Source organism: Devosia sp. P3_B2 (assembly GCF_056402875.1).
Genome location: NZ_JBFUGO010000011.1, coordinates 138,252 through 163,582 on the forward strand (window position 1 = coordinate 138,252; position 25,331 = coordinate 163,582).

General features: G+C 65.0%; 23 protein-coding genes. 17 read left to right on the forward strand and 6 right to left on the reverse strand.

Features of this window, described 5'->3' with window-relative positions; translation table 11 throughout:
• Positions 1-132: 132 nt before the first annotated feature.
• From AC1DV8_RS17565 to AC1DV8_RS17630, 14 genes are all read left to right on the forward strand, one after another.
• A complete protein-coding gene (locus AC1DV8_RS17565) occupies positions 133-1,332 on the forward strand; it encodes an ROK family protein (protein WP_477150476.1) in 1,200 nt (399 codons plus the stop codon).
• A gap of 97 nt (positions 1,333-1,429) precedes the next feature.
• A complete protein-coding gene (locus AC1DV8_RS17570) occupies positions 1,430-2,398 on the forward strand; it encodes an NAD-dependent epimerase/dehydratase family protein (protein WP_477158319.1) in 969 nt (322 codons plus the stop codon).
• Positions 2,399-2,480: 82 nt separating this feature from the next.
• Entirely contained in the window at positions 2,481-3,089 is a 609-nt protein-coding gene (locus tag AC1DV8_RS17575) for a helix-turn-helix domain-containing protein (RefSeq protein ID WP_477150474.1), read from the forward strand.
• Positions 3,086-3,601: a GAF domain-containing protein gene (locus tag AC1DV8_RS17580; protein ID WP_477158320.1), complete on the forward strand. Its 516-nt coding sequence runs from the start codon at positions 3,086-3,088 to the stop codon at positions 3,599-3,601. Before AC1DV8_RS17575 ends, AC1DV8_RS17580 begins: the two co-directional genes overlap by 4 nt.
• Before the next feature lie 85 nt (positions 3,602-3,686).
• On the forward strand, positions 3,687-5,297 hold the full coding sequence (locus AC1DV8_RS17585; protein WP_477158321.1) for an ABC transporter substrate-binding protein: 1,611 nt from the start codon (positions 3,687-3,689) through the stop codon (positions 5,295-5,297).
• A 113-nt stretch (positions 5,298-5,410) separates the two neighbouring features.
• Entirely contained in the window at positions 5,411-6,445 is a 1,035-nt protein-coding gene (locus AC1DV8_RS17590) for an ABC transporter permease (RefSeq protein ID WP_477158322.1), read from the forward strand.
• Entirely contained in the window at positions 6,442-7,344 is a 903-nt protein-coding gene (locus AC1DV8_RS17595; RefSeq protein ID WP_477158323.1) for an ABC transporter permease, read from the forward strand. Before AC1DV8_RS17590 ends, AC1DV8_RS17595 begins: the two co-directional genes overlap by 4 nt.
• Positions 7,341-8,183 (forward strand): ABC transporter ATP-binding protein, encoded by an 843-nt coding sequence (locus tag AC1DV8_RS17600; protein WP_477150469.1) that lies wholly within the window; start codon positions 7,341-7,343, stop codon positions 8,181-8,183. The genes AC1DV8_RS17595 and AC1DV8_RS17600 overlap by 4 nt, the downstream gene beginning before the upstream one ends.
• 3 nt (positions 8,184-8,186) lie before the next feature.
• Positions 8,187-8,906, forward strand: coding sequence for an ABC transporter ATP-binding protein (locus AC1DV8_RS17605; protein ID WP_477158324.1), 720 nt, complete (start codon positions 8,187-8,189; stop codon positions 8,904-8,906).
• A 116-nt stretch (positions 8,907-9,022) separates the two neighbouring features.
• Entirely contained in the window at positions 9,023-10,063 is a 1,041-nt protein-coding gene (locus tag AC1DV8_RS17610) for a LacI family DNA-binding transcriptional regulator (RefSeq protein ID WP_477158325.1), read from the forward strand.
• Entirely contained in the window at positions 10,060-11,670 is a 1,611-nt protein-coding gene (locus tag AC1DV8_RS17615) for an FAD-dependent oxidoreductase (RefSeq protein WP_477158326.1), read from the forward strand. Before AC1DV8_RS17610 ends, AC1DV8_RS17615 begins: the two co-directional genes overlap by 4 nt.
• A gap of 50 nt (positions 11,671-11,720) precedes the next feature.
• The gene (locus AC1DV8_RS17620) at positions 11,721-12,971 is read left to right on the forward strand and encodes an ABC transporter substrate-binding protein (RefSeq protein WP_477158327.1); all 1,251 of its coding nucleotides are present in this window, start codon (positions 11,721-11,723) and stop codon (positions 12,969-12,971) included.
• Between the two features lie 48 nt (positions 12,972-13,019).
• Positions 13,020-13,946 (forward strand): carbohydrate ABC transporter permease, encoded by a 927-nt coding sequence (locus tag AC1DV8_RS17625; protein WP_477158328.1) that lies wholly within the window; start codon positions 13,020-13,022, stop codon positions 13,944-13,946.
• Complete coding sequence (locus AC1DV8_RS17630; protein ID WP_477150463.1) at positions 13,936-14,778, forward strand: carbohydrate ABC transporter permease; 843 nt, start codon at positions 13,936-13,938, stop codon at positions 14,776-14,778. Before AC1DV8_RS17625 ends, AC1DV8_RS17630 begins: the two co-directional genes overlap by 11 nt.
• A gap of 3 nt (positions 14,779-14,781) precedes the next feature.
• On the opposite strand, the gene AC1DV8_RS17635 is transcribed toward AC1DV8_RS17630, so the two are convergent.
• Genes AC1DV8_RS17635 through AC1DV8_RS17655 form a run of 5 tightly spaced genes read right to left on the reverse strand, consistent with a single transcriptional unit; the run spans position 14,782 to position 21,368 of the window.
• The gene (locus AC1DV8_RS17635; RefSeq protein WP_477158329.1) at positions 14,782-15,567 is read right to left on the reverse strand and encodes an NAD-dependent epimerase/dehydratase family protein; all 786 of its coding nucleotides are present in this window, start codon (positions 15,565-15,567) and stop codon (positions 14,782-14,784) included.
• Positions 15,568-15,575: 8 nt separating this feature from the next.
• Positions 15,576-17,267 (reverse strand): ABC transporter ATP-binding protein, encoded by a 1,692-nt coding sequence (locus tag AC1DV8_RS17640; protein WP_477158330.1) that lies wholly within the window; start codon positions 17,265-17,267, stop codon positions 15,576-15,578.
• A complete protein-coding gene (locus tag AC1DV8_RS17645) occupies positions 17,257-18,414 on the reverse strand; it encodes an ABC transporter permease (RefSeq protein WP_477158331.1) in 1,158 nt (385 codons plus the stop codon). The genes AC1DV8_RS17640 and AC1DV8_RS17645 overlap by 11 nt, the downstream gene beginning before the upstream one ends.
• Positions 18,411-19,397 (reverse strand): ABC transporter permease, encoded by a 987-nt coding sequence (locus AC1DV8_RS17650; protein WP_477158332.1) that lies wholly within the window; start codon positions 19,395-19,397, stop codon positions 18,411-18,413. Before AC1DV8_RS17650 ends, AC1DV8_RS17645 begins: the two co-directional genes overlap by 4 nt.
• A gap of 60 nt (positions 19,398-19,457) precedes the next feature.
• Positions 19,458-21,368: an ABC transporter substrate-binding protein gene (locus AC1DV8_RS17655; RefSeq protein ID WP_477158333.1), complete on the reverse strand. Its 1,911-nt coding sequence runs from the start codon at positions 21,366-21,368 to the stop codon at positions 19,458-19,460.
• A 219-nt stretch (positions 21,369-21,587) separates the two neighbouring features.
• Here AC1DV8_RS17655 and kdgD point away from each other — a divergent pair, with 219 nt between their 5' ends.
• On the forward strand, positions 21,588-22,493 hold the full coding sequence (gene kdgD, locus AC1DV8_RS17660; protein WP_477158334.1) for a 5-dehydro-4-deoxyglucarate dehydratase: 906 nt from the start codon (positions 21,588-21,590) through the stop codon (positions 22,491-22,493).
• Positions 22,494-22,564: 71 nt separating this feature from the next.
• On the opposite strand, the gene AC1DV8_RS17665 is transcribed toward kdgD, so the two are convergent.
• The gene (locus AC1DV8_RS17665; RefSeq protein ID WP_477158335.1) at positions 22,565-23,575 is read right to left on the reverse strand and encodes a mannonate dehydratase; all 1,011 of its coding nucleotides are present in this window, start codon (positions 23,573-23,575) and stop codon (positions 22,565-22,567) included.
• Positions 23,576-23,725: 150 nt separating this feature from the next.
• On the opposite strand from AC1DV8_RS17665, the gene AC1DV8_RS17670 reads away from it, so the two are divergent.
• Together AC1DV8_RS17670 and AC1DV8_RS17675 are read left to right on the forward strand one after the other, a co-directional pair.
• The gene (locus AC1DV8_RS17670) at positions 23,726-24,451 is read left to right on the forward strand and encodes a FadR/GntR family transcriptional regulator (RefSeq protein ID WP_477158336.1); all 726 of its coding nucleotides are present in this window, start codon (positions 23,726-23,728) and stop codon (positions 24,449-24,451) included.
• Complete coding sequence (locus AC1DV8_RS17675; protein WP_477158337.1) at positions 24,448-25,329, forward strand: SMP-30/gluconolactonase/LRE family protein; 882 nt, start codon at positions 24,448-24,450, stop codon at positions 25,327-25,329. Before AC1DV8_RS17670 ends, AC1DV8_RS17675 begins: the two co-directional genes overlap by 4 nt.
• Positions 25,330-25,331 lie beyond the last annotated feature (2 nt).

The window sequence follows — 25,331 nt, forward strand, 5'->3', positions numbered from 1 at the left end:
ACCCGGCTCTTATGGCCGACCTCTGTGGCTACTTGCGCTTTTCTCCCGGCGGTGCACATCCTCCTGCGCACCGTCGTATTAGTTCTATGGTGAACTTATTCGGCTTGTCAACGCGCTTGGGGAGGGGAGAGCGTGAACCGGATCGAGCTCAAATCTCTACTGGCTGACAGTGCTTTAGGCACGCCGTCCGGCCGTATCGTGCGCACCCTGAGCGAGCGCGGCGCGCTAAGCGCAACACAGATTGCCCGGTTGACCGGGTTAGCCAAATCGACCGTTTCCACAGCCCTCACCGAGCTTCGTCGCACGAAGATGGTGGTCGAGGTCGGCAGCGAGTCGGCGGGCGGCGTCGGCCGGCCGGCAACGGCGCTGACGCTCAATCCGCGGGCCGGCACCTGCATCGGCATCCTCATCGGGCAGACGGAAATCCAGGTGATCCTCGCCGACGTTTCCCACAGCGTGCTGTCGGACCGTTCGGCCAATCTCGAGCTGGATTATTCGCCGGAAACGGCGATCCAGCACGTCCGGCAGCTGATCGCCGAGGCCTACGAGGGCCAGTGGCAGGGTCGCGACGGGCTGCTCGGAGTGGGCATCGCGGTGGGCGGTCCCGTCAATCCAGTGACCGGCAAGGTGCTGCGCGCCGGCGGCATGCCGACCTGGGCCGGCGTCGACATGCGCGAGCTGTTCGGCCCGATCTTCGAAGGCGTGCCGATCTTCTGCGACAACGAATCCAACTGCTCGGCCATCGCCGAAATGACCTGGGGCGCGGCGCAGGGACACGACGATTTCGTGGTCTATACGCTCGATCTCGGGGTCGGCGGCGCCATCGTCTCGGGCGGCCGGGTGCTGCGGGGCATCGCCGGCGGTGCCGGTGAATTCGGGCACGTGGTGCTCGATCCGCACGGCCCGCTCTGCCGCTGCGGCAATCGCGGCTGCATCGAGGTCTATGCCAGCTTCCGCGAGCCGCTGGCCGAGGCCGAACGGCATTTCGGGCGCTCGATGCGCCTCACCGACGTGGTGGACCTGGCCGTTGCCGGCGACGCCACCTGTCGCGGGCTGATCGCGCGGGCGGGGGAAGCCGGCGGGCACGGTCTCGGGCTGATCGGTTCGGTGTTCAATCCGACGCTGGTGGTGGTCAGCGGCCGGCTGGCGATGGCCGGCGACATCCTGATGCGGCCCCTGGCCGAGAGCTTTGAGCGCTACACGCTGGTCAAGCATGGGGACGTTCCCGACATGGCCCGCACCATCCTCCGGCCCAGCCAGTTCTCGGACAACGGCGCCTGCATGGGCGCGGTCGGGCTGGTGCTGCGACACCACGGGCGGCTGCTGAACTAGGTCAGGCAGGATGTCCCGTCCGGGACATTCGGGGTTGCGCGGCCCCTCCCCTGTCGAACAATCTCCCGGCTCTTTGACGAAAAAAGGAGTCGGCGGCATGACCATCGCAATCATCGGGGGCACGGGATTTCTCGGCACCGCTACGGCGAAGCGGCTTAGGGAGCGCGGACACGAAGTACTGGTCGTGGCGCGCGGGCAGAGCCCGGTGGCGCTAGCCGACGGGGTGAAATTCGAGAAGGCCGACCGGACGGACGGCGAGGCGCTGGCCAAGCTGCTGCAGGCCAACGGCGTCACCTCTGTCATCGACATCTTCACTATCAGCCTGCGCAACACGCAGCCGGTGATCGAGGCGACGGCCAAGGCCGGGGCGCGCTACATCATGGTCAGCTCGACCGACGTCTACTCGAACTATGGCGGCCTCTTGAAAAAGGAGAGCCCGGCAATCCGGCCGGAGCCGGCCACTGAAGACTCGCCGCTACGCTCCCTGCGCTACCCCTATCGCGGCAATTCGCGCCGGCCCCAGGGGGTCGAGGACGACCTGTTCGAGGACTACGACAAGATCCCGATCGAGGAGTTCGCACTCGCGCACGGGGCGCCGCAGGCAACGGTGATGCGGCTGCCGATGATCTTTGGGCCGGACGACAAGCAGCATCGCTTCGGCTGGGCCATCAAGGGCGCCAAGGCGGGCGAGCCCTTCCGCCTCGACCGGCGGGGTGCAGCCTGGCTCAACTCCTATGCCTATATCGACGATGTGGCGGAGGCACTGGCGCTGGCGGCCACCCTGCCCGAGGCGGCCGGCCGGATCTACAACGCCGCGCAGCCGTTCGTGCGCACGCAGGCCGACTGGGCCCGCACCATCCTGACGGTGATGGGTATCGACAGCGAAATCGTGCTGGTCGACGCCGAGGCCGGCGGAGCGCTGGCCGATCGTGCGGATTCCAGTGATCTCAGCTACCCATTAACGCTGGATTCCGCTCGTATCCGGGCGGAACTGGGCTACAGTGAAATCGTTCCCGAGGAACAAGCGTTGCGCCGCACCATCGAGTGGGAGCTGAGACAGAGCTAGCGATCCCGATAGCCGACCTTTTTCTGCCGGGATTGACTCGGGCGCGCGCTTCTTTAGTGTCACTAAAATCGCGAGGGCGCCCGTGCCAGTCTTGAAGTTCGAAAAACGTTCCGATCCGGCCGAGACGGTTACTCCGATCGACCCCAGCCTCGGCCAGCGCCTGCGCGACCGTCGCAAGGAACTGGGCAAGACACAGCAGCAGGTGGCCGAAGAGGCTTCGCTGACGGTCGGCTTCATCTCGCAGATCGAACGCGGCATCTCCACGCCGTCGCTGGCCTCGCTCTACAACGTGGCCAAGGCGCTCGAAACCACGGTGGACATGTTCGTGTCCTCCGCCCCGGCGCGCAAGCACAGCGTGGTCAGCCATTCCGGCAAGCGGCAGACCTACAAGGTCGGCGGCACCTCGCGCTTCTATGAGTTCCTCGAGCGCGGCTTCCCCGATGCCAAGCTCAACGCCTGCCTGTCGCACGTGCCGCCCGGCCATGCCTCGGAGATGATGAGCCACGAGGGCGAGGACTTCGTCTATCTCGTCTCAGGCGAGATGCTCTACGAGGTCGATGGCATCGAATATCGCCTCGGCCCCGGCGATACGCTGCACTTCGACAGCCGCAAGCCGCATCGCGGCACCAATATCGGCACCGGCACGGCGCTCGAACTCTGGGTGGGGACGATGAGGCTGTTCCCCGAATGAGCGTTGTCGACCCGATGATCGCGAAGAAGCTCGGTACGGCCCTCGCGGCTGGTCCGACGCAGCTGTTTGCCGTGCTGTCGGAGCTGTTCACCGCCATCCCCGGCGTCCGCACCGCGACCTTCATCGCGACGGCGCCGGACAAGAGCGTCACGCACCGGATCGGCACCTCGAACCCGGTGGATTTTCCCGTCGGCAATGTCGACCCGGTGGGCGACGACGTCTGGAATAACACTGTCCTCAAGCAGATGAAGCCCCTCATCGGCGACAGCGTCGCCGGCATGGCCGCTTTTCTGCCCGAGACGGATGGCCTCGTCGCCATGGGCTATGGCGCCTGCTCGTGCTTCCCGATCGTGATTGCCGGCGAGACGCGCGGCGTCGTGGCGCTGCTCGGCGATGCCGGCATTTTCACCCAGGCGGCACTCGCCGCCATCAACACCCTTCTACCCATCGCTGCGCTGACCTTCACCTTCCAGGGGATCAGTAATTTGACCCAGGCGGGATCAGTAAACTGACCCAGGAGATCAGCGAGAGATGACGACTACGACGACAACCGGCCTCATCAGCCGGAGCCTCAAGATTTCAACCAGGGAGACTGTCATGCGTTTGTTCAAGACGCTTATGGCGGTTGCCGTCGGCGCGGTGATGACCGCGTCCGGAGCGATCGCCGAAACACCAAAGAATACCCTCGTCATCGCCGACGCGATCGACGACATCATCACGCTCGATCCGGCCGAAGTGTCGGAAGTCGGCGGCGTGCTTGCCAGCCAGCAGATCTACCAGCCGCTGGTCAGCTTCGATCCGGCCGATCCGACCAAGATCAACGGCGTCCTCGCCGAGAGCTGGTCGGTGTCGGAAGACGGCAAGACCTTCACCTTCAAGATGAACCCGAAGGCCAAGTTCGCCTCGGGCAATCCGGTGACGGCCGCCGACGCCGAATACTCGCTGCAGCGCGTCATCCTGCTCGACAGCCGCATTTCGTTCATCCTCACGCAGTTCGGCCTGAACAAGGACAACGTGAAGGACAACATCAAGGCGATCGACCCGCAGACCCTGCAGCTCGTCGTCGACCAGAAGTACGCCCCGAGTTTCGTGCTCTACGTGTTGTCGTCCTTCACCGGCGGCATCGTCGACTCAGCTATCGTCAAGCAGCACGAGGGGACCAAGGAAGACGGTTCCAACGACTACGGCAACGCCTGGCTGAAGTCCGAGAATTCGGCCGGCTCGGGCCCGTACGTGCTGACCAAGTGGGATCCGAAGGTTTCCATCCTGCTCAGCCGCAATGAGAACTACTGGGGCACCGCCCCGGGCGTCGACCGCGTCTTCCTGCAGCACATGCCGGAGTCGGCGACGCAGCGTCTCGCGCTCGAGAAGGGCGACATCGACATCGCCAACAAGCTCGGCCCGGACGATATCGGCGCCGTGTCGGCGAACCCCGACGTGCAGGTGCTCGAGGGCGTGTCCTCGACGATGTACTATTTCGGCCTCAACGTGCGTAACCCGGCGCTGAGCAATCCGAAGGTTGTCGAAGCCATCAAATGGGCCGTCGACTACCAGGGCATCGCCGATACCATCGGCAAGGGCACCATCAAGGTGCACCAGACCATGATCCCGGACGGGTTCCTGGGCGGTGGCATCAACTACAACCCCTACTCGCTCAACATCGAGAAGGCCAAGGCGCTGATCGCCGAGTCCGGCGTTGCTACGCCGATCAAGCTCGCGACCGTTGTCTGGAACGTGCCGCCCTACCCGGACTACGCCCAGGCCGTGCAGGCCACGCTGTCGCAGATCGGCGTCGATCTCGACCTGCAGGTGGTGGACGGCGGCCCGTGGCTCGATCGCTATCGCTCGCACGATCTCGACATCTGGTTCGGCCTGTGGGGCCCGGACTATCCCGATCCGCACTCGAACGCCAAGGCCTTCGGCAATCATGATCCGTCGGATCCGGATGGCCAGAAGGGCAACCTCGCCGATCGCTTCGGCTGGGACTCGGGCAAGGTCTCTGAGCTCGTGAACCAGGCCGTGCAGGAGCAGGACGTCGAAAAGCGCAAGGCGCTCTACGACGAAGCCCAGCGCCTGCACACCGACACCTCGCCGTTCGTGTTCATGTTCCAGGACAGCCGCAAGGTTGCCATGCGTTCGAACGTCAAGGGCGTGGTGCTCGGCATCACGTTCTCGGACGACCGCTATGGCGGCGTGACGAAGGAATAACTCACAAGGGCCGGCGGTCCGCCGCCGGCCTCTTCCACCTGAGGCCACTGGCCTTGGAGATCCCATTTGAATTCGACTGCTGAGAACATGAGCCCGGTACGTGGGTGCTCCGCATGAACCGCTCCCTCCGCCTCTTCATCGACATCGGCTCATGGCTGATCACGGTGGCGATTACGCTCGTCGGCCTTGCTGCTCTCACCTTCTTCATCGGCCGGGTGCTGCCGATCGATCCGGTGCTCTCGATTGTGGGCGAGAAAGCGACGCCGGAAGTTTACCAGAAGGTCTATCTCGAGCTCGGCCTCGACAAGCCGATCTGGGCGCAGTTCTGGGACTATCTGGGCAAGCTCCTGCGCGGCGACTTCGGTACCTCGTTCTCGACCTCACGGCCGGTTCTGACCGACCTCATGAACTTCTTCCCGGCAACGCTTGAACTGTCGACCATCGGCCTGATCATCGGCGTGCTGCTCGGCGTGCCGATGGGCGTCGCCTCGGCCTATTGGCACGAGAAGTGGCCGGACCACGTGCTGCGCGTCGTCGGCCTCGTCGGCTATTCGGTGCCGGTGTTCTGGCTCGGACTGGTCGGGCTGTTCGTCTTCTATTACCTGCTCGGCTGGGTGTCGGGCCCGGGCCAGCTCGATGTGTTCTATGTCGGGGTGGTCGACCGGATCACCGGGTCGATCCTGATCGACAGCGCCATCGCCGGTGAGTGGGAGATCTTCCTCAACGCCATCAGCCACATGACGCTGCCGGCGCTGCTGCTCGGCTATTACAGCCTCGCCTATATCTCGCGCATGACGCGCTCGGTTATGCTCGACCAGTTGAGCCGCGAGTACGTGCTGACGGCACGGCTGAAGGGCGCCAGCGAGTTCCGCGCCGTCGCCGGGCATGCGCTGCGCAATGCGGCTATCCCGCTCGTCACCGTCATCGCGCTCTCCTATGGCGGACTGCTCGAGGGCTCGGTGCTGATCGAGACGATCTTTTCGTGGCCGGGCATCGGCAACTACATCTACTCGTCGCTGTTCGCAGCCGACATGAACGCCGTGCTGGGTGGCACACTCTTGGTCGGCGTGGTGTTCGTCCTTCTCAACATGCTGAGCGACGTGCTGTACCGCGCACTCGATCCGCGCTCGCGGGAGTTCGCGAAATGAGCGTCACCCCCGATCTGGTCGACGATCCGAAGCGCGCGGTGCGCGCCGCCCGCTGGGCCGAATTCAAGATCTTCACCCGCCGCTTCATGCGCAACCCGCTCGGCGTGGTCGGGCTGGTCATTGTCGTGCTTCTGCTGCTCTGCGCCGCGTTCGCGCCGCTGCTGGCGACGCACGACCCGTATCTGCCAAGCCTCGGCGACAGGCTTGCCGCCCCCAGCGCCACCTTCTGGCTTGGTGCCGATGAGCTCGGCCGCGACATCTACTCGCGCGTGATCTACGGCTCGCGGCTGACGCTCTTGATCGTGGCGCTGGTCATCGTCACTTCGGCGCCGATCGGGCTGATCATCGGCGCGGTCTCCGGCACGGTCGGCGGCTGGGTCGACGTGATTTTCATGCGCGTCACCGACGTGTTCCTCGCCATCCCCAAGCTGCTCCTGGCGCTGGCGTTCGTCGCGGCGCTCGGGCCCGGCATCACCAACGCGGCGCTCGCCATCACGCTCACCGCCTGGCCGCCGTACGCGCGCCTCGCGCGTGCCGAAGCGCTGGTGGTGCGCAACTCGGACTACGTCAACGCCGTGCGCCTCGCCGGCGCCAGCGAGTTCCGCATCATCGTGTTCCACGTCATTCCGATGTGCCTCAGCTCGGTGATCGTGCGCATGACCTTCGACATGGCGGGCATCATCCTCACCGCCGCCGGCCTCGGCTTCATCGGGCTCGGCGCGCAGCCACCGCTGCCGGAGTGGGGCGCGATGATCTCCACCGGCCGCAAGTTCATCTTCGACCAGTGGTGGGTGGCGACGGTGCCGGGCATCGCGATCTTTACCGTGTCGCTCGGCTTCAACCTGCTCGGCGACGCGATGCGCGACCTGCTCGACCCGCACCTGAGGCAGCGTAAATGAGCAACCTCGTCGAGATCGAGAACCTCCACATCGCCTTCCGCAATGACGAGGGCGGCTACAACGATGCGGTGCGCGGTGTCTCGCTGTCGCTCGGCCGCGAGAAGCTTGGCATCGTCGGCGAGAGCGGCTCGGGCAAGAGCCTCACCGGCCGTGCCCTGCTTGGCGTGCTGCCGCCTTATGCGCGGATCAGCGTCGACAAGATGATGTTCGACGGCATCGACTTGAAGTCGGCCAGCCCGAAGCTTCGCCGGTCGCTGCGTGGTGGCCGCATGGGGATGATCCTGCAGGATCCGAAATTCTCGCTGAACCCGGTGATGACCGTCGGCAAGCAGATCGTCGAGGCCATCCGTATCGGCGATCGCCGCATCTCCGGCGGCGAGGCGAAGAAGAAGGCGCTCGGCATCCTCGAGGCGGTGCACATCCGCGAGCCGGAGCGGGTGTACAAGCTCTACCCGCACGAACTCTCGGGCGGCATGGGCCAGCGCGTCATGATCGGCATGATGGTGGTGCGCGAGCCGGACCTGCTGATCGCCGACGAGCCCACCTCGGCGCTCGACGTGACGGTGCGAACCCAAGTGCTGTCCATCCTCGACGAACTGGTGACCCGTCGCGGTATGGGCCTGATCTTCATCAGCCACGACCTCAACCTCGTGTCGAAGTTCTGCGACCGGGTGATCGTCATGTACGCGGGCCGCATCGTCGAGAGCATCGAAGCCAACCGCCTGCACGAGGCCACCCACCCGTACACGCGTGGATTACTTTCGTGTCTGCCCGCCATCGACGGCACGCTTGAACCGCTGCCCGTGCTCAATCGCGACGCAAGTTGGGCGGAGGCCTGAAGCATGCTGGAAGTTCATGATCTAAGTGTAGACTTCAGCGGCACTTTGGCCGTTCGAAACACTGGATTTCTAGTCGATTCCGGCGAAAGCTTCGGCCTCGTCGGCGAGTCCGGCTCGGGCAAATCGACGATCCTCCGCACCATCATGGGCCTCAACGCCAACTGGACCGGCAGCATCACGGTCGACGGCCTCGACGTCCGGAAAACCCCGCGAAAACAACTCGCTAAGGTGGTCCAGATGGTGTTTCAGGACCCCTACTCCTCGCTGCATCCGCGCTACGTCATCGGCCAGCAGATCGCAGAACCCATGAAAATCAATGGGATAGCGAACCCGGAGCGCCGTACGGCGGAGCTTCTGGAGCTGATCGGCCTCGGCGCCAAGTTCCAGTTCCGCTTCCCGCATGAACTGAGCGGCGGCCAGCGTCAGCGCGTCGCCATCGCCCGCGCCCTGGCGCTGAGCCCGAAAGTGCTGCTGCTGGACGAGCCGACATCCGCGCTCGACGTTTCGATCCAGGCCGAAATCCTCAACCTGCTCAACCGGTTACGGAAAGAGCTTGGCCTCACCTTCGTGATCGTCAGCCACGACCTCGCGGTCATCAGCTACATGTGTGAGCGGCTGATGGTGATGCGCAACGCCCAGCCGGTCGAGACCCTGACGCGCGAGCAGCTCCGCTCCGGCGCCATCGCCGCGGACTACACCAAGGCGCTGATCGCCGCCGCCTGACCCTCAAGCTATTCCCCGTCCAGCCGGAGCCGGAGCCTGCCGGTTGACTCCGCTTGGTCATCGCTGCTAATACGCATTAACAGCTAATACGTATTAGCGGGATCTGGGAGGATCGGTTGGCCAAGGGCGGACGGCTTACGCAGCGGGATATTGCCCGGCTTGCCGGGGTCAGCCAGGCCACGGTTTCCCTGGTGCTCAACGACGCCAAGGCGGCCGAAGGGCGCATTCCCGACGAGACGCGCGAGCGGGTGCAGAAGGCGATCCGCGAGACCGGCTATGTCGCCGATCCGATCGCGCGCCGCATGGCCAAGGGCCTCAACCGCATCCTCGGCGTCTTCACCTATGAGCCAGCTTTCCCCAGTGCGCAGGCTGACTTCTTCGCGCCGTTCCTGTTCGGCATCGAGGAAGCGGCGCAGACGCTTGGCTACGACCTGCTGCTGCTCACGGGGGCACCGAGCCAGCGTGGCAAGCGCAAGATCTTCCACGAAAACAACCGGCTACGCCTCGCCGACGGCTGCCTGATCCTCGGGCGTGAGTTCGACCGCGCTGAGCTGAAGCGGCTGGTACAAGGCGACTATCCGTTCGTCGCCGTGGGCCGCCGCGATCCCGTTGGTGCGCCGGTGCCCTATGTCGGCGCCGACTATGTCACCGGCACGGCGGAGATGGTGCGCCGGGCCAAGGCCAAGGGACACACACGGCTGGCCTATGTCGGCCCGGGCAAGGGCGCGGAGTCCTCGGTCGATCGCTGGGCCGGGTTCACCGCCGCGCTCGGGGACGCCGAGTTGGCTCTGCACATTACCGAAGTGGGCGGCCCTGCCTTGCCGGTACTCGAGGCGATCCGCAAGTCCGGCGCTACCGTGGTGTTCTTCACCGAGCTGGCCGACGCGGTGGTGGTCGAGGCGGCGGCGCGCTCACAGATGCTGTCGGTGCCGGGCGATCTCTCGATCGTGGTGCTCGGCAGCCATATCCGGCCCGTCCAGTCCGGCACGCGGTTCACTACTTTCTCGATCCCGCGCGAAGAGATGGCGCGGCGCGCGACGCAGATGCTGGCCGAGCGGATCGAAGCCAATTCCGAGGGCGGGCAAGTGCTGCTCGCCTGCGAACCGGTCGAAGGGGAAACCCTCGGCACTCCCAACCTAGCGGCGGATTTCAAGTGAAAGAGTTTTCGGCAGATATCGCGATCATCGGCGGCGGCCTCGGCGGCGTTGCGGCGGCGCTCGGGGCACTGCGCGGCGGGCGCACCGTGGTGATGACGGAGGAATACGACTGGATCGGCGGGCAGATGACCAGCCAGGCCGTGCCGCCCGACGAGCACAGCTGGGTCGAACAGTTCGGTATCACCCGCAGCTATCGCGCGCTGCGCAACGGCATCCGCCAGTACTATCGCGACCATTTTCCGCTGACCGAAAAGAGCCGCGCCTGGGGCGACCTCAACCCCGGCGGCGGGTTTGTGTCGCGGCTTTGCCACGAGCCGCGGGTGGGATTGGCAGTGATGGAAGCGATGCTGATGCCCTATCGCGGCGGCGGCAAGCTCACCGTGCTGCAGCCTTACAAGCCGGTATCGGCGGAGACCGACGGCGACCGGGTGCGCGCCGTGACGCTCAGGCATCGCGACAGCGGCGAGCGGATCGTGGTGTCGGCGAAGTACATCATCGATGCGACGGAGCTTGGCGATCTGCTGCCGATGACCGGCACGGAGTACGTCAACGGCTTCGAGTCGCAGGCGAAAACGGGCGAGCCGTCGGCGCCTGATGTGGCGCAGCCGGACAACCAGCAGGCGGTGTCGATCTGCTTTGCCATCGACCATGTCGACGGCGACCAGCGGATCGACAAGCCGAAGAATTATGAGAAATGGCGGGCGCTGACCCCAAGCTTCTGGGGCGGGCCGCTGATCGGCTTCCGCGCACCGCATCCGCGCACGCTCCTGCCGACCGTGCGCAGCTTCACACCGAACCCGGACGACGATCCGACGCTGGTCGACGCGGACCAGCGCAAGAACCCGGGCGACGGCAACCTCTGGACGTTCCGGCGTATCGCGGCGCGGGGCAACTTCGTGCTCGGTGCCTACCAATCCGACATCTGCCTCGTGAACTGGCCGATGCTCGACTATTTCGAGGCGCCGATCATCGACGTGCCGGAGGACGTGTACCAGACACGGCTCGCCGAGGCGGCCGAGCTCTCGATGTCGGTGTTCTACTGGCTGCAGACCGAGGCGCCGCGCGAGGATGGCGGCCAGGGTTTCCCGGGCCTGCGGCTGCGCGGCGATGTCACCGGCACCAGCCACGGACTGGCGATGGCGCCCTATATCCGCGAGAGCCGGCGTATCCGGGCGGTGACCACGATTGTCGAGCAGGACCTCAGCTATGCGACGCGCGGCGAACAGGGCGCGGTGAACTATCGCGACAGCGTCGGCATCGGCATGTACCGGCTCGATCTCCACCCTTCGACCGGCGGCGACAACTATATCGACGTCGCCTCGTGCCCGTTCGAGATCCCGCTCGGCGCACTACTGCCGCAGCGGATGACCAACCTGCTGCCGGCCAGCAAGAACATCGGCACCACGCACATCACCAACGGCTGCTACCGGCTGCACCCGATCGAATGGAACATCGGCGAGGCCGCCGGACTGCTCGCCGCACATTGCCTCAACGAGGGGCTGACGCCGCATCAGGTGCAGGCCGACGACGCGAAGCTGGGCGATTTCCAGGCCCGCCTCGCCCTCGAGGGGATCGAAACCCGCTGGCCGGACGTGCGCGGCTACTAGCGGAACCTCACACCCAAGAACCGCACCGAGACTGCACAAGGAGGAACATGATGAGACTGAGGACCATTCTCGCCGGACTGGCGATGACGACTACCGCCCTTTCCGCCCTTGCCGCACCGGCAATGGCGCAGGAACTGCGCATGGCGATCTGGAGTGCCAACGAGGCACACCTGGCGCTCTTCAACGGCATTGCCGATGAGTATGAGGCGGCGCATCCGGGGGTGAACATCACCTTCGACTCGCTGCCGTTCGACGGCTACACGACGACGCTGACCACGCAGATCGCCGGCGGCAATGCGCCGGATCTGGCGTGGATCCTCGAGACCACCGCGGGCGACTTCGTCAGTTCGGGGGCACTGTCGCCGCTGAAAGCAACGTTCGAGGGGGCGGCGGACTACAACCTCGCCGATGTGACCGAAAGCGCGCTGGCACTGTGGACGGCCGGCGGCGAGATCTACGCATACCCGTTCTCCACCTCGCCGTTCGGCATGTTCGTCAACAACGACGTCATCAAGGCCACCGGCCAGAAGACACCGGCCGAGCTGATCGCGGCGGGCGAGTGGACCTGGGACAATGCCGAGGCTATCAACACGGCGGTCTCCGCGGCGGGCAAGCAGGGGCTGATCGTCCGCGATTTCGACTACAAAGTCTGGGACAACCTGGCCGCCATCTGGAACGGCTGGGGCGCCTCACCCTGGAGCGCCGACGGCAAGACCTGCACGTTCACCGAGCAGCCGATGGTCGATGCGATGACGTTCATCCACAAGGCCATCTTCACCGACAAGGCAATCCCCGGCCCTGGCGTCACCGCCGACTTCTTTGCCGGCGACGCGGCGATGACCATCACCCAGATCAGCCGCGCCTCGCTGCTGCCCAAGGAGAACCCGTTCAGCTGGGATCTCGTGCCGCTCCCGGCTGGTCCGGCAGGTGAGTACGCGGTGATCGGCCAGGCCGGTATCGGGGTCTTCGCCTCGGGCAAGAACCCGCAGGTGGCGGCCGACTTCCTCGCCTTCTTCACCAGCCCGGAGAACGCCAAGAAGCTCGCACAGTTCTTCCCGCCGCCGCGGGCGAGCCTGCTGACCGCCGAAGTGCTGGGCGCCGCTAATCCGAAGCTCTCTGCCGAGCAGATCGAGGCCGTGGTGATCAAGGGCATCTCGACCGGCAAAGTGAAGCCCGGTCATGCCGGTTTCGCCGAGATCCAACAGACGGCCCGCGCGGCACTTGATGCCCTGTGGGTGCCGGAAGCAGACGTCCCGGCCGTGCTGAAGTCGGTCTGCGACCGCATCCAACCGATGCTCTAACCTATCCGGCGAGGGCGTCCGCGCCCTCGCCACCTTCAAGGATTTCTCATGCCCTTCGCCGCGCCCACAGCTGACCGAACGAGCAAGCGGCCGTTCTGGACGACGGACCGGCGGGACAGGCTGGCCGGGTACCTGTTCATCGCCCCGCAGCTGATCGGCATCGTCGTTTTCGTGCTGATCCCGCTGGCGCTGGTGTTCTGGTATTCGCTGCACGAGTGGAACGTGCTGGCCGGGACCTTCCGCTTCGTCAACGACGCGAACTACCAGAAGCTCGCGGCGGATCCGGCGCTGCCGGAGGTGCTGACCGCGACGGCGATCTTTTCGGCCGGACTGGTGGTGTTCAACCTGAGCCTGGCGTTGCTGTTAGCTGTGCTGGTGAACCAGAAACTCAAGGGGATCACCGTATTCCGGACGATCTTCTTTTCGCCGGTGGTGGTGTCGCTGGTCGCCTGGACCATCGTCTGGAGCTTCCTGCTTCAGGCCAATGGCGGCATCAACGGGTTGCTGCAGGTTATCGGTATCGAGGGCCCCAACTGGCTGCGTTCGCCGCCCACCGCGATGCTCTCGGTCATCGTGGTGCAGGTGTTCAAGAATGTCGGCCTCAACATGGTGCTGTTCCTTGCGGCCCTGCAGGGCGTACCGCGCGAGCTCTACGAAGCCGCACGGATCGACGGCGCAGGCCGGTGGACGCAGTTCCATTCGATCACGCTGCCGCTGATCTCGCCGACCGTGCTGCTCACCATGATCATCACCATCGTGGGCTCGCTACAGGTGTTCGCGCAGATCGCGGTGCTCACGCAGGGCGGGCCGGGGATGTCGACGACGGTGCTGGTCTACTACCTCTACCAGCAGGCGTTCCAGTTCCATCGCTTCGGCTACGGCGCCACCATCTCCATCGTCCTGTTCCTGATCGTCGCGGTGCTGACCTTCGCGCAGTGGCAGATGCGCAAACGGATCGTCTTCTATGAAAACTGACCTCTCACCGCGGGTCCGCGTCGCGCTGTATGGTCTGCTCTGCGTGCTCGCCATCCCGTTCGTGTTTCCGACCTGGTGGATGGTGACGAGCTCGGTGAAGCCGATCTCGGACATCTTCGCGTTCCCGCCGGAGATCATCCCGCGCAGCTTCGACTGGTCGACCTATTCCGAGGTGTTCCGGCTGCAGCCCTTCGCGCAGCAATACTGGAACTCCTGCTACATCGCGGCGATCGTCACGATTGGCACGATGCTGGTGTCGTCGCTCGCCGGCTATGCCTTCGCGCGCATCAAGTTTCCGGGCGCGAACGTGCTGTTCATGGTGGTGCTGCTGGGGCTCTTGATCCCGAGCGAAGTGACCATCGTGCCGCTGTTCCAGATGTTCCTCAAATGGGGGATGGTGAATACGCACTGGCCGCTGATCCTCGTGCCGATCTTCGGGGCGCCGAGCGTGTTCGCGACATTCGTGATGCGGCAGTTCTTCATCGCGCTGCCGGTGGAGCTGGAAGAAGCGGCGCGGGTCGATGGGCTCGGGCGGTTCGGCATCTTCTGGCAGATCGCGCTGCCGCTGGCGAAGCCGGCGCTGGCGGCGGTCGCCATCTTCACCTTCCTCCATTCGTGGAACCTCTATCTCGAGCCGATCGTGTTCCTGACCTCGCCGGGCAACTTCACGCTGCCGCAAGCGCTGACCCAGTATGTCGATGTGTACCAGGGACCGATGTGGAACATTCAGCTGGCGGCGGCGACGTTGACCGCGTTACCGGTGCTGATCGTCTTCATTTTCGCGCAGCGCCAGTTCATCGAAGGGCTCGCGCATACCGGACTCAAGGGCTAGCCGTCAGTCGTCGAAATGGCCCCAGTTGGCAAAGGTGGCGCCCTGCAGGCGGGTGACGACCGGGTCCGGCTGGGGCCACTCGGTCTTGCCTTCGGGCAACGGCTGTTCGCTGGCTGAGTGCTGTGGACGCCAGCCGAGGGTCTGGTCCGGATCGTTGAGATACCAGGCGCCCTCGTTGTCTGAGATGGCGAAGACGGTGCGATAGCCGAGGTCGCGGGCGTCGAGGGCAGTGGTGACGAGGCTCACCAGATCGTCCCGGTGGACGAAGAGCTTCAGGTCGCGCTGCGTGTTGGACGGGTTGGCGGCGCAGATACGGATGCTCATGCAGCCGATGCCGAACTTGTCGTGATAGAGCCGGCCGAGGTTCTCGCCGAACAGCTTGCTGACGGCGTAGAGCGTGTCAGGTCGGAGCTCGGAGTGGATATCGAGCGGCACCTCGGTTGCGGGGTGCATGCCCAGCACGTGGTAGGACGAGGCGTAGACGACGCGCTTCACGCCGGCTTTGCGGGCGGCGTCGAAGATGTTGTAGGTGCCGACAATGTTGGTATCGAGTATCTGGTGCCACGGCGCTTCCTTGGACATCCCGCCCAGGTGCACCACCGCCGAGATGTCCTGACGCATCAGGTCGTCGACCGCCGCACGATCGGCCAGATCGGCGATGACCACGGCCCCGCCGTCCGCCGGGGCTAGGATGTCGGTGGCGAGGAACGCCCTGCCCGCTTCTGCAAATCTCGACCGGAAGTGTGTGCCGAGCCTGCCGGCGGCTCCAGTCAACAGGATTTGCGGCATGGGTTTCCTCAGGCGGGAGCCGAGAGCCGCAGGCGCGGATCGGGGCGGAGAACGGCGCGGATCAGAGTCTGAGTATAGGGATGCTCAGGCCGCTCGCAAATCTGTGCCACGTCGCCGATCTCGACGATCTTGCCGTTCTTCATCACCGCGACGCGGTCGCAGAAATAGCGGATCACCGAGATGTCGTGGCTGATGAACAGGTAGGAGAGGCCGTACTCGTCCTGCAGCCCGCGCATCAGGTCGAGCACCTGGTGGCGTAGCGAGACGTCGAGCGCCGAGGTCGGTTCGTCGGCTATGATCAGGCGTGGACGCAGGGCGATGGCGCGGGCGATGGAGATGCGCTGCCGCTGCCCGCCGGAGAAGGCATGCGGATAGCGTTCGCCGCCATCGGCCGGCAGCCCGACGCGCATCAGCAGTTCCGCCACGCGGTCGCGCATCTCGCGCTCGGTCATCGCCGTGTTGGTGCGCAGCGGCTCGGAGATGATCTGGTAGACCGTCATTCGCGGGTTGAGCGAGGAATGCGGGTCCTGGAACACCATGCGCACTTCGCTGTAGAGCGACTTCATCTCGCGCTTCGACAGCCGCGCGATATCCACCTCGACGCCGTCGCCCCGCCAGTAGTTCACCTGCCCGCCGGTCGGCGTGTAGATGCGCAGCAGCGTGCGCCCCAGCGTGGTCTTGCCGGAGCCGCTCTCACCGACGACGCCGACCGTCTCGCCCTTGTTGATGGTGAGGCTGACGCCGTCGATGGCCTTGAGATACGCCGTCGGCTTGCCGAGGATGCCGAGGTTGAGCGGGAAATGCAGCGACAGGTCGCTGATTTCGGCGATCGGCGATTCCTCGGCCGGACGCGGCGGACGGGGCGCCGGCGTTTCGAGCTTCAGCACGGAGCCGAGCAGCGCCTTGGTGTAGGGCTGCTGCGGGCGTTCGAACAGGTCGAACACGTCGGCCTGCTCCACCATCTCGCCCTTGAACATCACCATGACGCGGTCGGCGATCTGAGCGACGACGCCCATGTCGTGGGTGATGAACAGCACGGCCATGCCGCGGTCGCGCTGCAACTCGCGCAGCAGCGACAGGATTTCGGCCTGGGTGGTGACGTCGAGCGCCGTGGTCGGCTCGTCGGCGATGAGGATTTCCGGGTTGCAGGAGAGCGCCATGGCGATCATCGCGCGCTGCCGCATGCCGCCAGAGAACTCGAACGAGTAGCGGTCGAGCGCCGCTTCCGGATTGGGGATGCGTACGCGATCGAGTAGCGCAGCGGCGCGCTTGCGGGCCTCCTCCTTGCTGATCTTTTCGTGCAGGAGGATGGCTTCGATGATCTGGTGGCCGATGGTGTGAACCGGCGACAGGCTCGACATCGGCTCCTGGAAGATCATGGCGATGCGCCGGCCCCGCACCTCGCGGATGCCGCGGCCGAGCGCGCCGAGCTTGACGATGTCGACCTCGCCACTGCCGGTATCGAGCAGGATTTCTCCGGCGGTGATGCGGCCGGGCGCGGCGACGAGTTGCAGGATGGCGCGGGCGGTGACGCTCTTGCCCGAGCCGCTTTCGCCGACGAGGCACAACGTTTCTCCGCGGGACAGGCTGAAGCTGACGCCCCGCACCGCATGCACCACGGATTTGTGCACCGGGAACTCGACGGCGAGATCCTTGACGACGAGGACCGGTTTGGCGTTGGGCGTGTCGTTACTTGGCATAGGGATCAGCAGCGTCGCGGACGCCGTCTCCGAGGAAGTTGAGCGACAGCACCGCCACCACCACGCAGATGCCGGGGACGAACAGCCACGGCGCCTGGGTGATGGCGCGGAGGTTTTGCGTGTCCTGCAACAGCACGCCCCAGCTGACGATCGGCGGCTGCAGCCCGAGGCCGAGGAAGCTGAGCGCGGTTTCCGCAAGGATCATGTGCGGGATGGCGAGGGTGACGGCGGCGATGATGTGCGAGTAGAGGCTCGGCATCATGTGACGCATGATCAGCCGGAACTCGCGGACCCCATCGAGCCGCGCCGCAATGACGAAATCGTCGGTGCGAAGGCTGAGGAAGCGGCCGCGCACCACGCGGGCAATCTCGGTCCAGCCGATCAGCGACAGGATGACGAGGATCGAGAAATACACCTGCAGCGGCGGCCAGTCCTTCGGCATGGCGGCCGCCAACCCGAGCCACAGTGGAATGGTCGGTACCGAGCGGATGAACTCGATGACGCGCTGGATCACGCGATCGACCGTGCCGCCGCGATAGCCCGAAATGCCGCCGAGGATCATGCCGATGACCAGCGATAGGCTGACCCCGACAAGGCCGATCGACATCGAGATGCGCGTGCCGTGGATGGTGCGGCTGAGCAGGTCACGACCCAACCGATCGCCACCGGCGAGGAAGAACGGCTTGCCCTTCTCGAGCGGCCCGATCAGGTGGAGATCCGCGTCGAATAGCCCCCACATTTTGTAGCTCTGGCCGCGGACGAACAGCCCGATGGGGATTATCTCGCTCGGCTTCGGGGTAAAGACACGTCGGAAGCTCTTGGCATCGACCTTGATGTCGAAGCCGGTGACATGCGGCTGGAAGCGCGAGCCGCCGGCGCCGTCATCGACGAACCAGCCGATGGTCTGTGGCGGCACGTAAGTGAAGCGCGGATCGAACTTGGCCGGGTCCTGCGGCGCGAGGAACTCGGCGAACAGCGCGACGAAGTAGATTAGCCCGACGATAAACAGCGAGAGCAGCGCCAGCTTGTGCTTGCGGAACTTGTGCCAGAACAGGGTCCACTGGCCGGCGGCCTGCAAGCGCCCGGCTGTGAGCTGCTGATCGAGCAGACCGGCTTCGATGTCGGTGGCTTCGGTGGGCGCGCTCATGACAGCCGGATCCTGGGGTCGGAGATGGCGAGCAGGATGTCGGAGACCAGCGTGCCGATGAGTACCAGGCCTCCGCTCAACAGGATGAAGGCGCCTGCGAGGTACATGTCTTGGCTCTTCAGCGCCTGCAGGAGCAGCGGGCCGGCGGTGGGGAGGTTCAGCACGGTAGAGACCACCAGCTCTCCCGAGATCAGCGCCGGCAGCACCCAGCCGACGGTGGAGATGAACGGGTTGAGCGCTACCCGCACCGGATAGGTCAGGATGAGCCGTCCCTCGGGCAAGCCCTTGGAGCGGGCCGCCTCCACATAGGGCTTGTGCAGTTCGTCGAGGAGGTTCGCCCGCATCACGCGGATCAGCGAGGCAGTACCCGCCGTGCCGAGGACGAAGATCGGGATCCAGGCGTGGGTAATGAAGTCCCACACCTTGGCCAGCGAGAACGGCGCGTTCTCGAAGGCCGGCGAGAACAGGCCGCCGACCGAGACGCCGAACCACATGGTGGTGGCATAGAGCAGAACGATGGCGAGGAGGAAATTGGGAGTCGCCATGGCAAGGAAGGCGAAGGCGGTCGCCACATAGTCGGTGACCGAGTACTGCCGCACCGCCGAATAGATGCCGATGGGCAGCGAGAAGGCCCACATCAACATCAGCGTCAGCACCGAGATCAGCGCCGTCATCCCCATACGGCCCCAGATCAGCTCGGTGACCGGCTGGTTCCACTCGAAGCTGTCGCCGAAATCGCCGCGGGTGACGATGCCGCCGATCCACTTGAAGTACTGCACCACGACATTCTCACCGAGCCCGTAGCGCTCGCGGAGGCTGTTGAGCACGGCGCTGTCGACGGTCTCGCCCGACTGCGCGATCTGCGCGGCATAGGTTGAGACGTAGTCGCCCGGGGGCAGTTGGATGACGGTGAACGCGAGGATCGAGATCGCCACCATCGCCGGGATCATACCGGCTATTCGCTTGAGGATGTAGAGGAGCATGAACCGCCCGTGCGTTGGGCGATCCGGCGGATGGACTCCGCCAGATCGCGCGTTCGGTGACTACTGCTTGAAGTAGAACTGCTCGGTATTCAGCGTACCCGGGTCCGGATGGATCCAGCCAGTGGGGGTATCGTCCGGCACGTTGCCGAGCTTGTTCGATACCACGGAGAAGCCCTGGATCGCCGAGCTGACGCCGATCTGGTAGAACTGCTCGGCACTGATATCGAGCAGCTGGCTCACCAGCTTCGCCTGTTCGTCGACGTTCGACGTGGCCTTGATCTGGTCGTAGAGCGACCACTGCTGCTTCACGTAATCCGGCGGCTCGACCCCACCGTCCTTGATGTAGAACTTGGCCCAGTCGACGGCGAAATTCGACTCCGTGGAGAACGGGAAGTAGTCGCGCGGATCGATGTAGACGTCGATGCCGCCCGAGGTTGCGCCCCACACCACGATGTCGTGCTGGCTGGCGGTCTTTTCCTCGTAGAAGCGGGTGCGATCCATGGCGGTGAAGCGGGCATCGACCCCGACCGCCTGCCAGTACTGCACCAGGAGTTCCGCGACGTCGGCCATGTTGCCGAGCGCAGTCACCGCGGCGACGTTCACCACCAGCGGGCTGCCATCTGGTGCAAGGCGCAGGCCGTTGGCGCCGCGCTTATCGAGCCCGATCGAGTCGAGGAGGCGGTTGGCTTCGTCCGGGTTGAACTCGAGATACTGGGTCGCCAGCTTCTCGTTGTAGAACGGCGTGCCCTCAAGCGGCGCGACCTGCCGCGGCGTGCCCTGCCCCAGGTAGACCGTATCGATGATCGCCTGGCGGTCGAGCGCATGCGACAGCGCGATACGGAAGTCCTTGTTCGAGAAGATCGGCGCCTTCACCGCATCGTGCGAGTTGAGGTTGACCGAGATGGTCAGCGCATTACCAACGCGGGACTCGCGCGGGCTGAGGCGGAAGTTGCCGGCCTCCTGGCCCTCCGACAGCACCGGCAGGTTGGTGGTGTTGGCGGTGTGGCGAACTTCGTAGTCGATCTCACCGGCCAGCACGCTGAGCAGCAGCGTCTGCGCTTCGGCATTCACCGACATCGAGAGCCCGTCGATATAGGGCAGCTGGTTACCGGCGGTGTCGACCTTCCAGTAATACGGGTTGCGCTCGAGCGCGACGCGGGTGGCGCCGGCAACGTATGGCTCAGTGATCCGCCACGCCTCGATCGTCGGGCGATCCGGATTGCGCCAGCGCTGGATGTTCTCGATGCCGACGCCGCACATGTTGACCATCTGCTCGGCCCAGTCGGCGACGCCTGCCGCCTTGGCCTGGGCATCGGCATCCGCGTTGTACTTGGGCAGGAACTGGCTGCAATAGGCCTTGCTCAAGAGCGTCAGCTGCACGCCGTAGACGCTGGCCGCGTTGAGGACGAAGAGGCCGTTCGGCTTGGTCCACGACAGCGTGAACTCCGTCGGCGAGGCGACGGAGATCGTCGGCAGCTCGCCCTCGACCGTCAGCCAGCCCGGCTTGGTCGGGAACAGCTTCGCGTCCGGCAGCACGTCCTGGATGAAAAACGCCACGTCATCGGCGGTGAACGGCGTACCGTCCGACCACTTCATCCCCTCGCGCAGCGTGAAGGTGAAGGACTTGCTGTCCTCGCTGACGCTGTAGGCGCTGGCGATGTTGGGCACGACCTCGCCCGTCCACTCGGCGTCCCAGGCCAGCAGCGGCTCGTAGCCGAAGTAGGTGAAGAGCATGTTGCGGTCATTGCCGCCCACCATGCCGCCGCGGAATGTGCCGCCATACTGGCCGATTTCGCTTACCGGCGTAATGACGCGCGGCGCGGCGCCGACACGTTCGGCTACCGGCGCCAGCGTGCCGTCGGCAACGGCCGCGTCGAGCATCGGCGCCTGTTTGTAATCGGCTGCCAGCGCAGCGCCGGCCAATGCCAGCATCGATACCCCGGCCAGCGAAGCCATAAGGAAATGCTTCAATTCACCCTCCCGTGAGAATTGCTTCCGAACGCCGGGAGCGTTCTCCTTCAGCGTCGGTGGTGGCAATGTGGTATGACTGCAATGGCGCTGTCAACGATAAATCATACTTCTTTGACGTGGAGCGTGGATGACATACCCTTGATTGCGTTGACAGCGGGGTTTTTGGGGTGGTAGCAGAAAGAAATAGTACTAATTCTCTGACCGCCATGGAGACGCCTGGTGACTTTTGACGAGATCAAATCGAAGATCGGCTCGGGGCTGCTTTCCTTCCCGGTGACCGATTTTGGCGCCGATGGCGAGTTCGATGCGGCCTCATACGCCAAGCGTCTGCAGTGGCTCTCGTCCTATGGCGCCGCGGGACTGTTTGCGGCGGGCGGCACGGGTGAGTTCTTTTCCATCGGCTATGACGAGTACGACGCGGTGATCCGCACGGCGGTCGAGAACAGCGCTGCCGATGTGCCGGTGCTGGCCGGCGTCGGCTATGGCACGAGGATGGCAGTGGATCTGGCGAAGCGCGCCGAGGCGGCGGGTGCCGCCGGCATCCTGGTGCTGCCGCACTACCTGATGTTCGCCGAAGAAGAGGGCGTCATCGCCCACATGCAGGCGATATGTAATGCCGTCGGACTCGGCGTCATCTATTACGCGCGAGACAACACGCGGCTGTCACCCGCCGGGCTTGAGAAGCTGGCTGAAGCCTGCCCGAATTTCATCGGCTACAAGGACGGCATCGGCGACTTGCAGTTGATGCAGCGCGTCGCCCACCGGCTCGGCGATCGCGTCGTCCATATCGGAGGCCTGCCCACCGCCGAGGTGTTCGCGCAGCCCTATCTCGAGATGGGCGTCACCACATATTCGTCGGCGGTGTTCAACTTCGTGCCCGAGCTGGCGCTGCGCTTCTATAACGCGGTGCGGCAGCGCGACACGCAGGTGATCGACGGGCTAATGAAGAGCTTCTACCTGCCGCTGATCGAGTTGCGCGACCGTAAGCGCGGCTACGCCGTCTCGATGATCAAGGCCGGTGCAGAGCTCGTCGGCCGCTCCGCCGGCAAGGTGCGCACCCCGCTGACCGAACTCGATGCGAGTGAGCGCAAGATCCTCGCGGATCTGATTCCAGCCAACGCCTGACGGCACTCTCCCTGCCCGAGGCGAAAAGGCCCGGATCTCGCGATCCGGGCCTTTGCATTTAGGCGAAAACCTCAGGCGCCGTAGGGGTCCCAGCCGTTCGCCTGAAACAGGCCGATGATGTAGCCGAAGCAGAACGCGAAGGCGGTTTCCATCGAGTTGTCGGCATCGATGTGTGGCACGTGGTCGGGCATGATCATGCCGTCATAGCCGACCTCGTGGTAGATCTTGAGCGCCGCCGGCATGTCCATGTCGCCATTGTCCGGGAACTCCTCGGTGAACGAGTAGCGGCCGCCCTTGATGTTGCGGAAATGCACATTGAAGATCTTCTTCCGGCTGCCGAACCAGCGGATCACTTCGCCGATTTCGGCGCGCGGATTTTCCATGCCTTCGGCCACGGTGCCCTGGCAGAAATTGAGACCGTGATAGGGGCTCTCGCAGGTCTGGACGAACCGCATCAGGCCCTCGACGCTCGAGAGCACGCGCGTCTCGAAACCTCGATAGCCGGGCGGCGTCATCGGGTCGTGCGGATGGCAGGCGAGGCGCACCTTGTTGGCGGTAGCGACCGGGACAACGCGCTCGAGGAAGTACTCGATGCGCTCCCAGAACTCGTCGGCGGAGACCTTGCCGGCGATGGTCAGTGTGTCGCCATCGGTCGCCTGGTCGGCACGCCAGGTCGAGAGCTTCTGCCCGCCGCGGCCGGTCTCGGACTCGGTGCGCGGGATACCCAGCACGTTGAAATTGTACTTCGCGGCGCCGATGCCTGCCTCGGCCAGCGCCTCGATGATCTTGCAGATGCCGTCGATTTCGCGATCGCGTTCGCCGGGCTTGCCGAGCACAATCCCCGGCGCCTGGTGATTGCGTTCGATGCCCGAGGACGGCAGCGGCAGCTGCACCATATCGAGCACGAGGCCGAACTTCGAGACATGCTCGGCGTGGCGCATCAGGATGTCGCGATTCCACTGCCACGGGTCGCCAACCGGGTCGATGCAGACATGCCGGACGCCGAGCTGCGCCAGCTGCCCGAGGTAGCGATCCCCGACCTTGGCGAACTGGTCTCCGCCAAGTTGTGTGCCTACGTACATTCTTTCCCTCCAAAAATATGACTTCTTCAAAGCAGTATGATAGTTTCATCATGTGGGCAACCGGGACTAAAGCATCGCCCCTCTTTCGCCGCCGGTTTGCCACGCCTATGAATGGCCTCTGAACGACGGATAAACGGCGCCAGAACGACAATGTCATCCAGCCCAGCGATACACCTCACCGACCGGGTCAAGCTCGACCTGCTGCGGCTGATCGAAACCACCGACCTGAAGCCCGGCGACAAGCTGCCGCCGGCCGACCGGCTGTGCGAGCAGTTCTCGGTCAGCCGCACCGTGGTGCGCGAGGCGATCGCGAGCCTCAAGGCCGAGGGCCGGCTGCGCTCGTTGCGCGGCAGCGGCGTCTACGTCAGCAAGCCACCATTGCCTGCCGGCGGCCTCTCCATGCTGATGGCAGCGCCCGAGGAGATCGGCGACGTGCTCGACTTCCTCGAGTTCCGCATCAGCGTCGAGGTCGAGGCGGCTGGCCTCGCCGCCGAGCGCCGGACGGAAGTGAACCTCCTGCGCATGGAGCAGGCGATGACCCAGTTCAACCGCCACCTCAGCGACAATACGCTCGCCACCGACGCCGACCGCGCCTTCCATCGCGCTATCGCCGACGCCACCAACAACAAGCGCTTCCGCCTGTTCGTCGACGAGATGGGCGAGCGGCTGATCCCGCGCCGCGCGCTGGGGGCCAGTTTCTCCAACGACAAGAGCAAGTCCGAGTTCCTCGACGTGATCCGCGCCGAGCACCAGCGCATCTTCGACGCCATCAGCGATCGGAAGCCCGACGAGGCGCGTCTGGCCATGCGGCAGCACCTCGAGGGTGGACGCCGGCGCTATCGCGAGTGGAGCCTCGCGCAGGACAGCCACGAATGAGCGCACCGGCTATCAGCACCGTCGCCGCCGATCGCTGCGAGATCGGCGAGAGCCCGCTGTGGGACGATCGGACCGGGCTGCTCTACTGGGTGGACATCAATCCCGGCATCATCCATCGGATCGATCCGCTCACCGGCGCGCGGCAGCGCTGGGAGATGGGCGAGCCGGTGGGTGCGCTGGGGCTCTGCCAATCGGGGCAACTCATCGTCGCACTGCGCGACACGGTGATCCTGTTCGACCCGCGCGACGGCAGCCGGCAGGCGCTCGCGTCGGTTACGCACGCCAAGCCAGAGATGCGGCTCAACGACGGCAAGGTCGGCCCGGATGGCGCGTTCTGGGTTGGCTCGATGGATGCGAGCGGCGACGCCAACCCGGCCGGCACGCTCTATCGCTTCGCGCCCGACGGCAGCATGGCGGTGATCACCGAGGGTTTTAGAATATCGAACGGACTCGCCTGGGATGCGGCCGGGACGCGCATGTACCACTCGGACTCGCGTGGCATCTGGGTCGACATCCTCGATTTCGATCCGGCCACTGGCGCGGCCACCAACCGCCGGCGCTGGCTCGACCTCGACGAAGCCACCGGCCGCCCCGACGGCGGCGCCTGCGACGTTGACGGCAACTACTGGTCGGGCGGCGCCTCGGCGGGCCGGCTCAATCGCTTCTCACCCGACGGCGTGCTGCTCGACTGGATCGACCTGCCGAACCTGCGCCCCACCATGCCCTGCTTCGGCGGCCCTGACCTCGACACGCTGTTCGTCACCAGCCTCAGCGTCGGGGTTGCCGCGGAAGACCTGGCCCGCTGGCCGCTTTGCGGCGCCATGGTCAGCTTCGAAACAGCAACCAAGGGCGTCGCTGTTGCGAGGTTTGCGATCTAGCG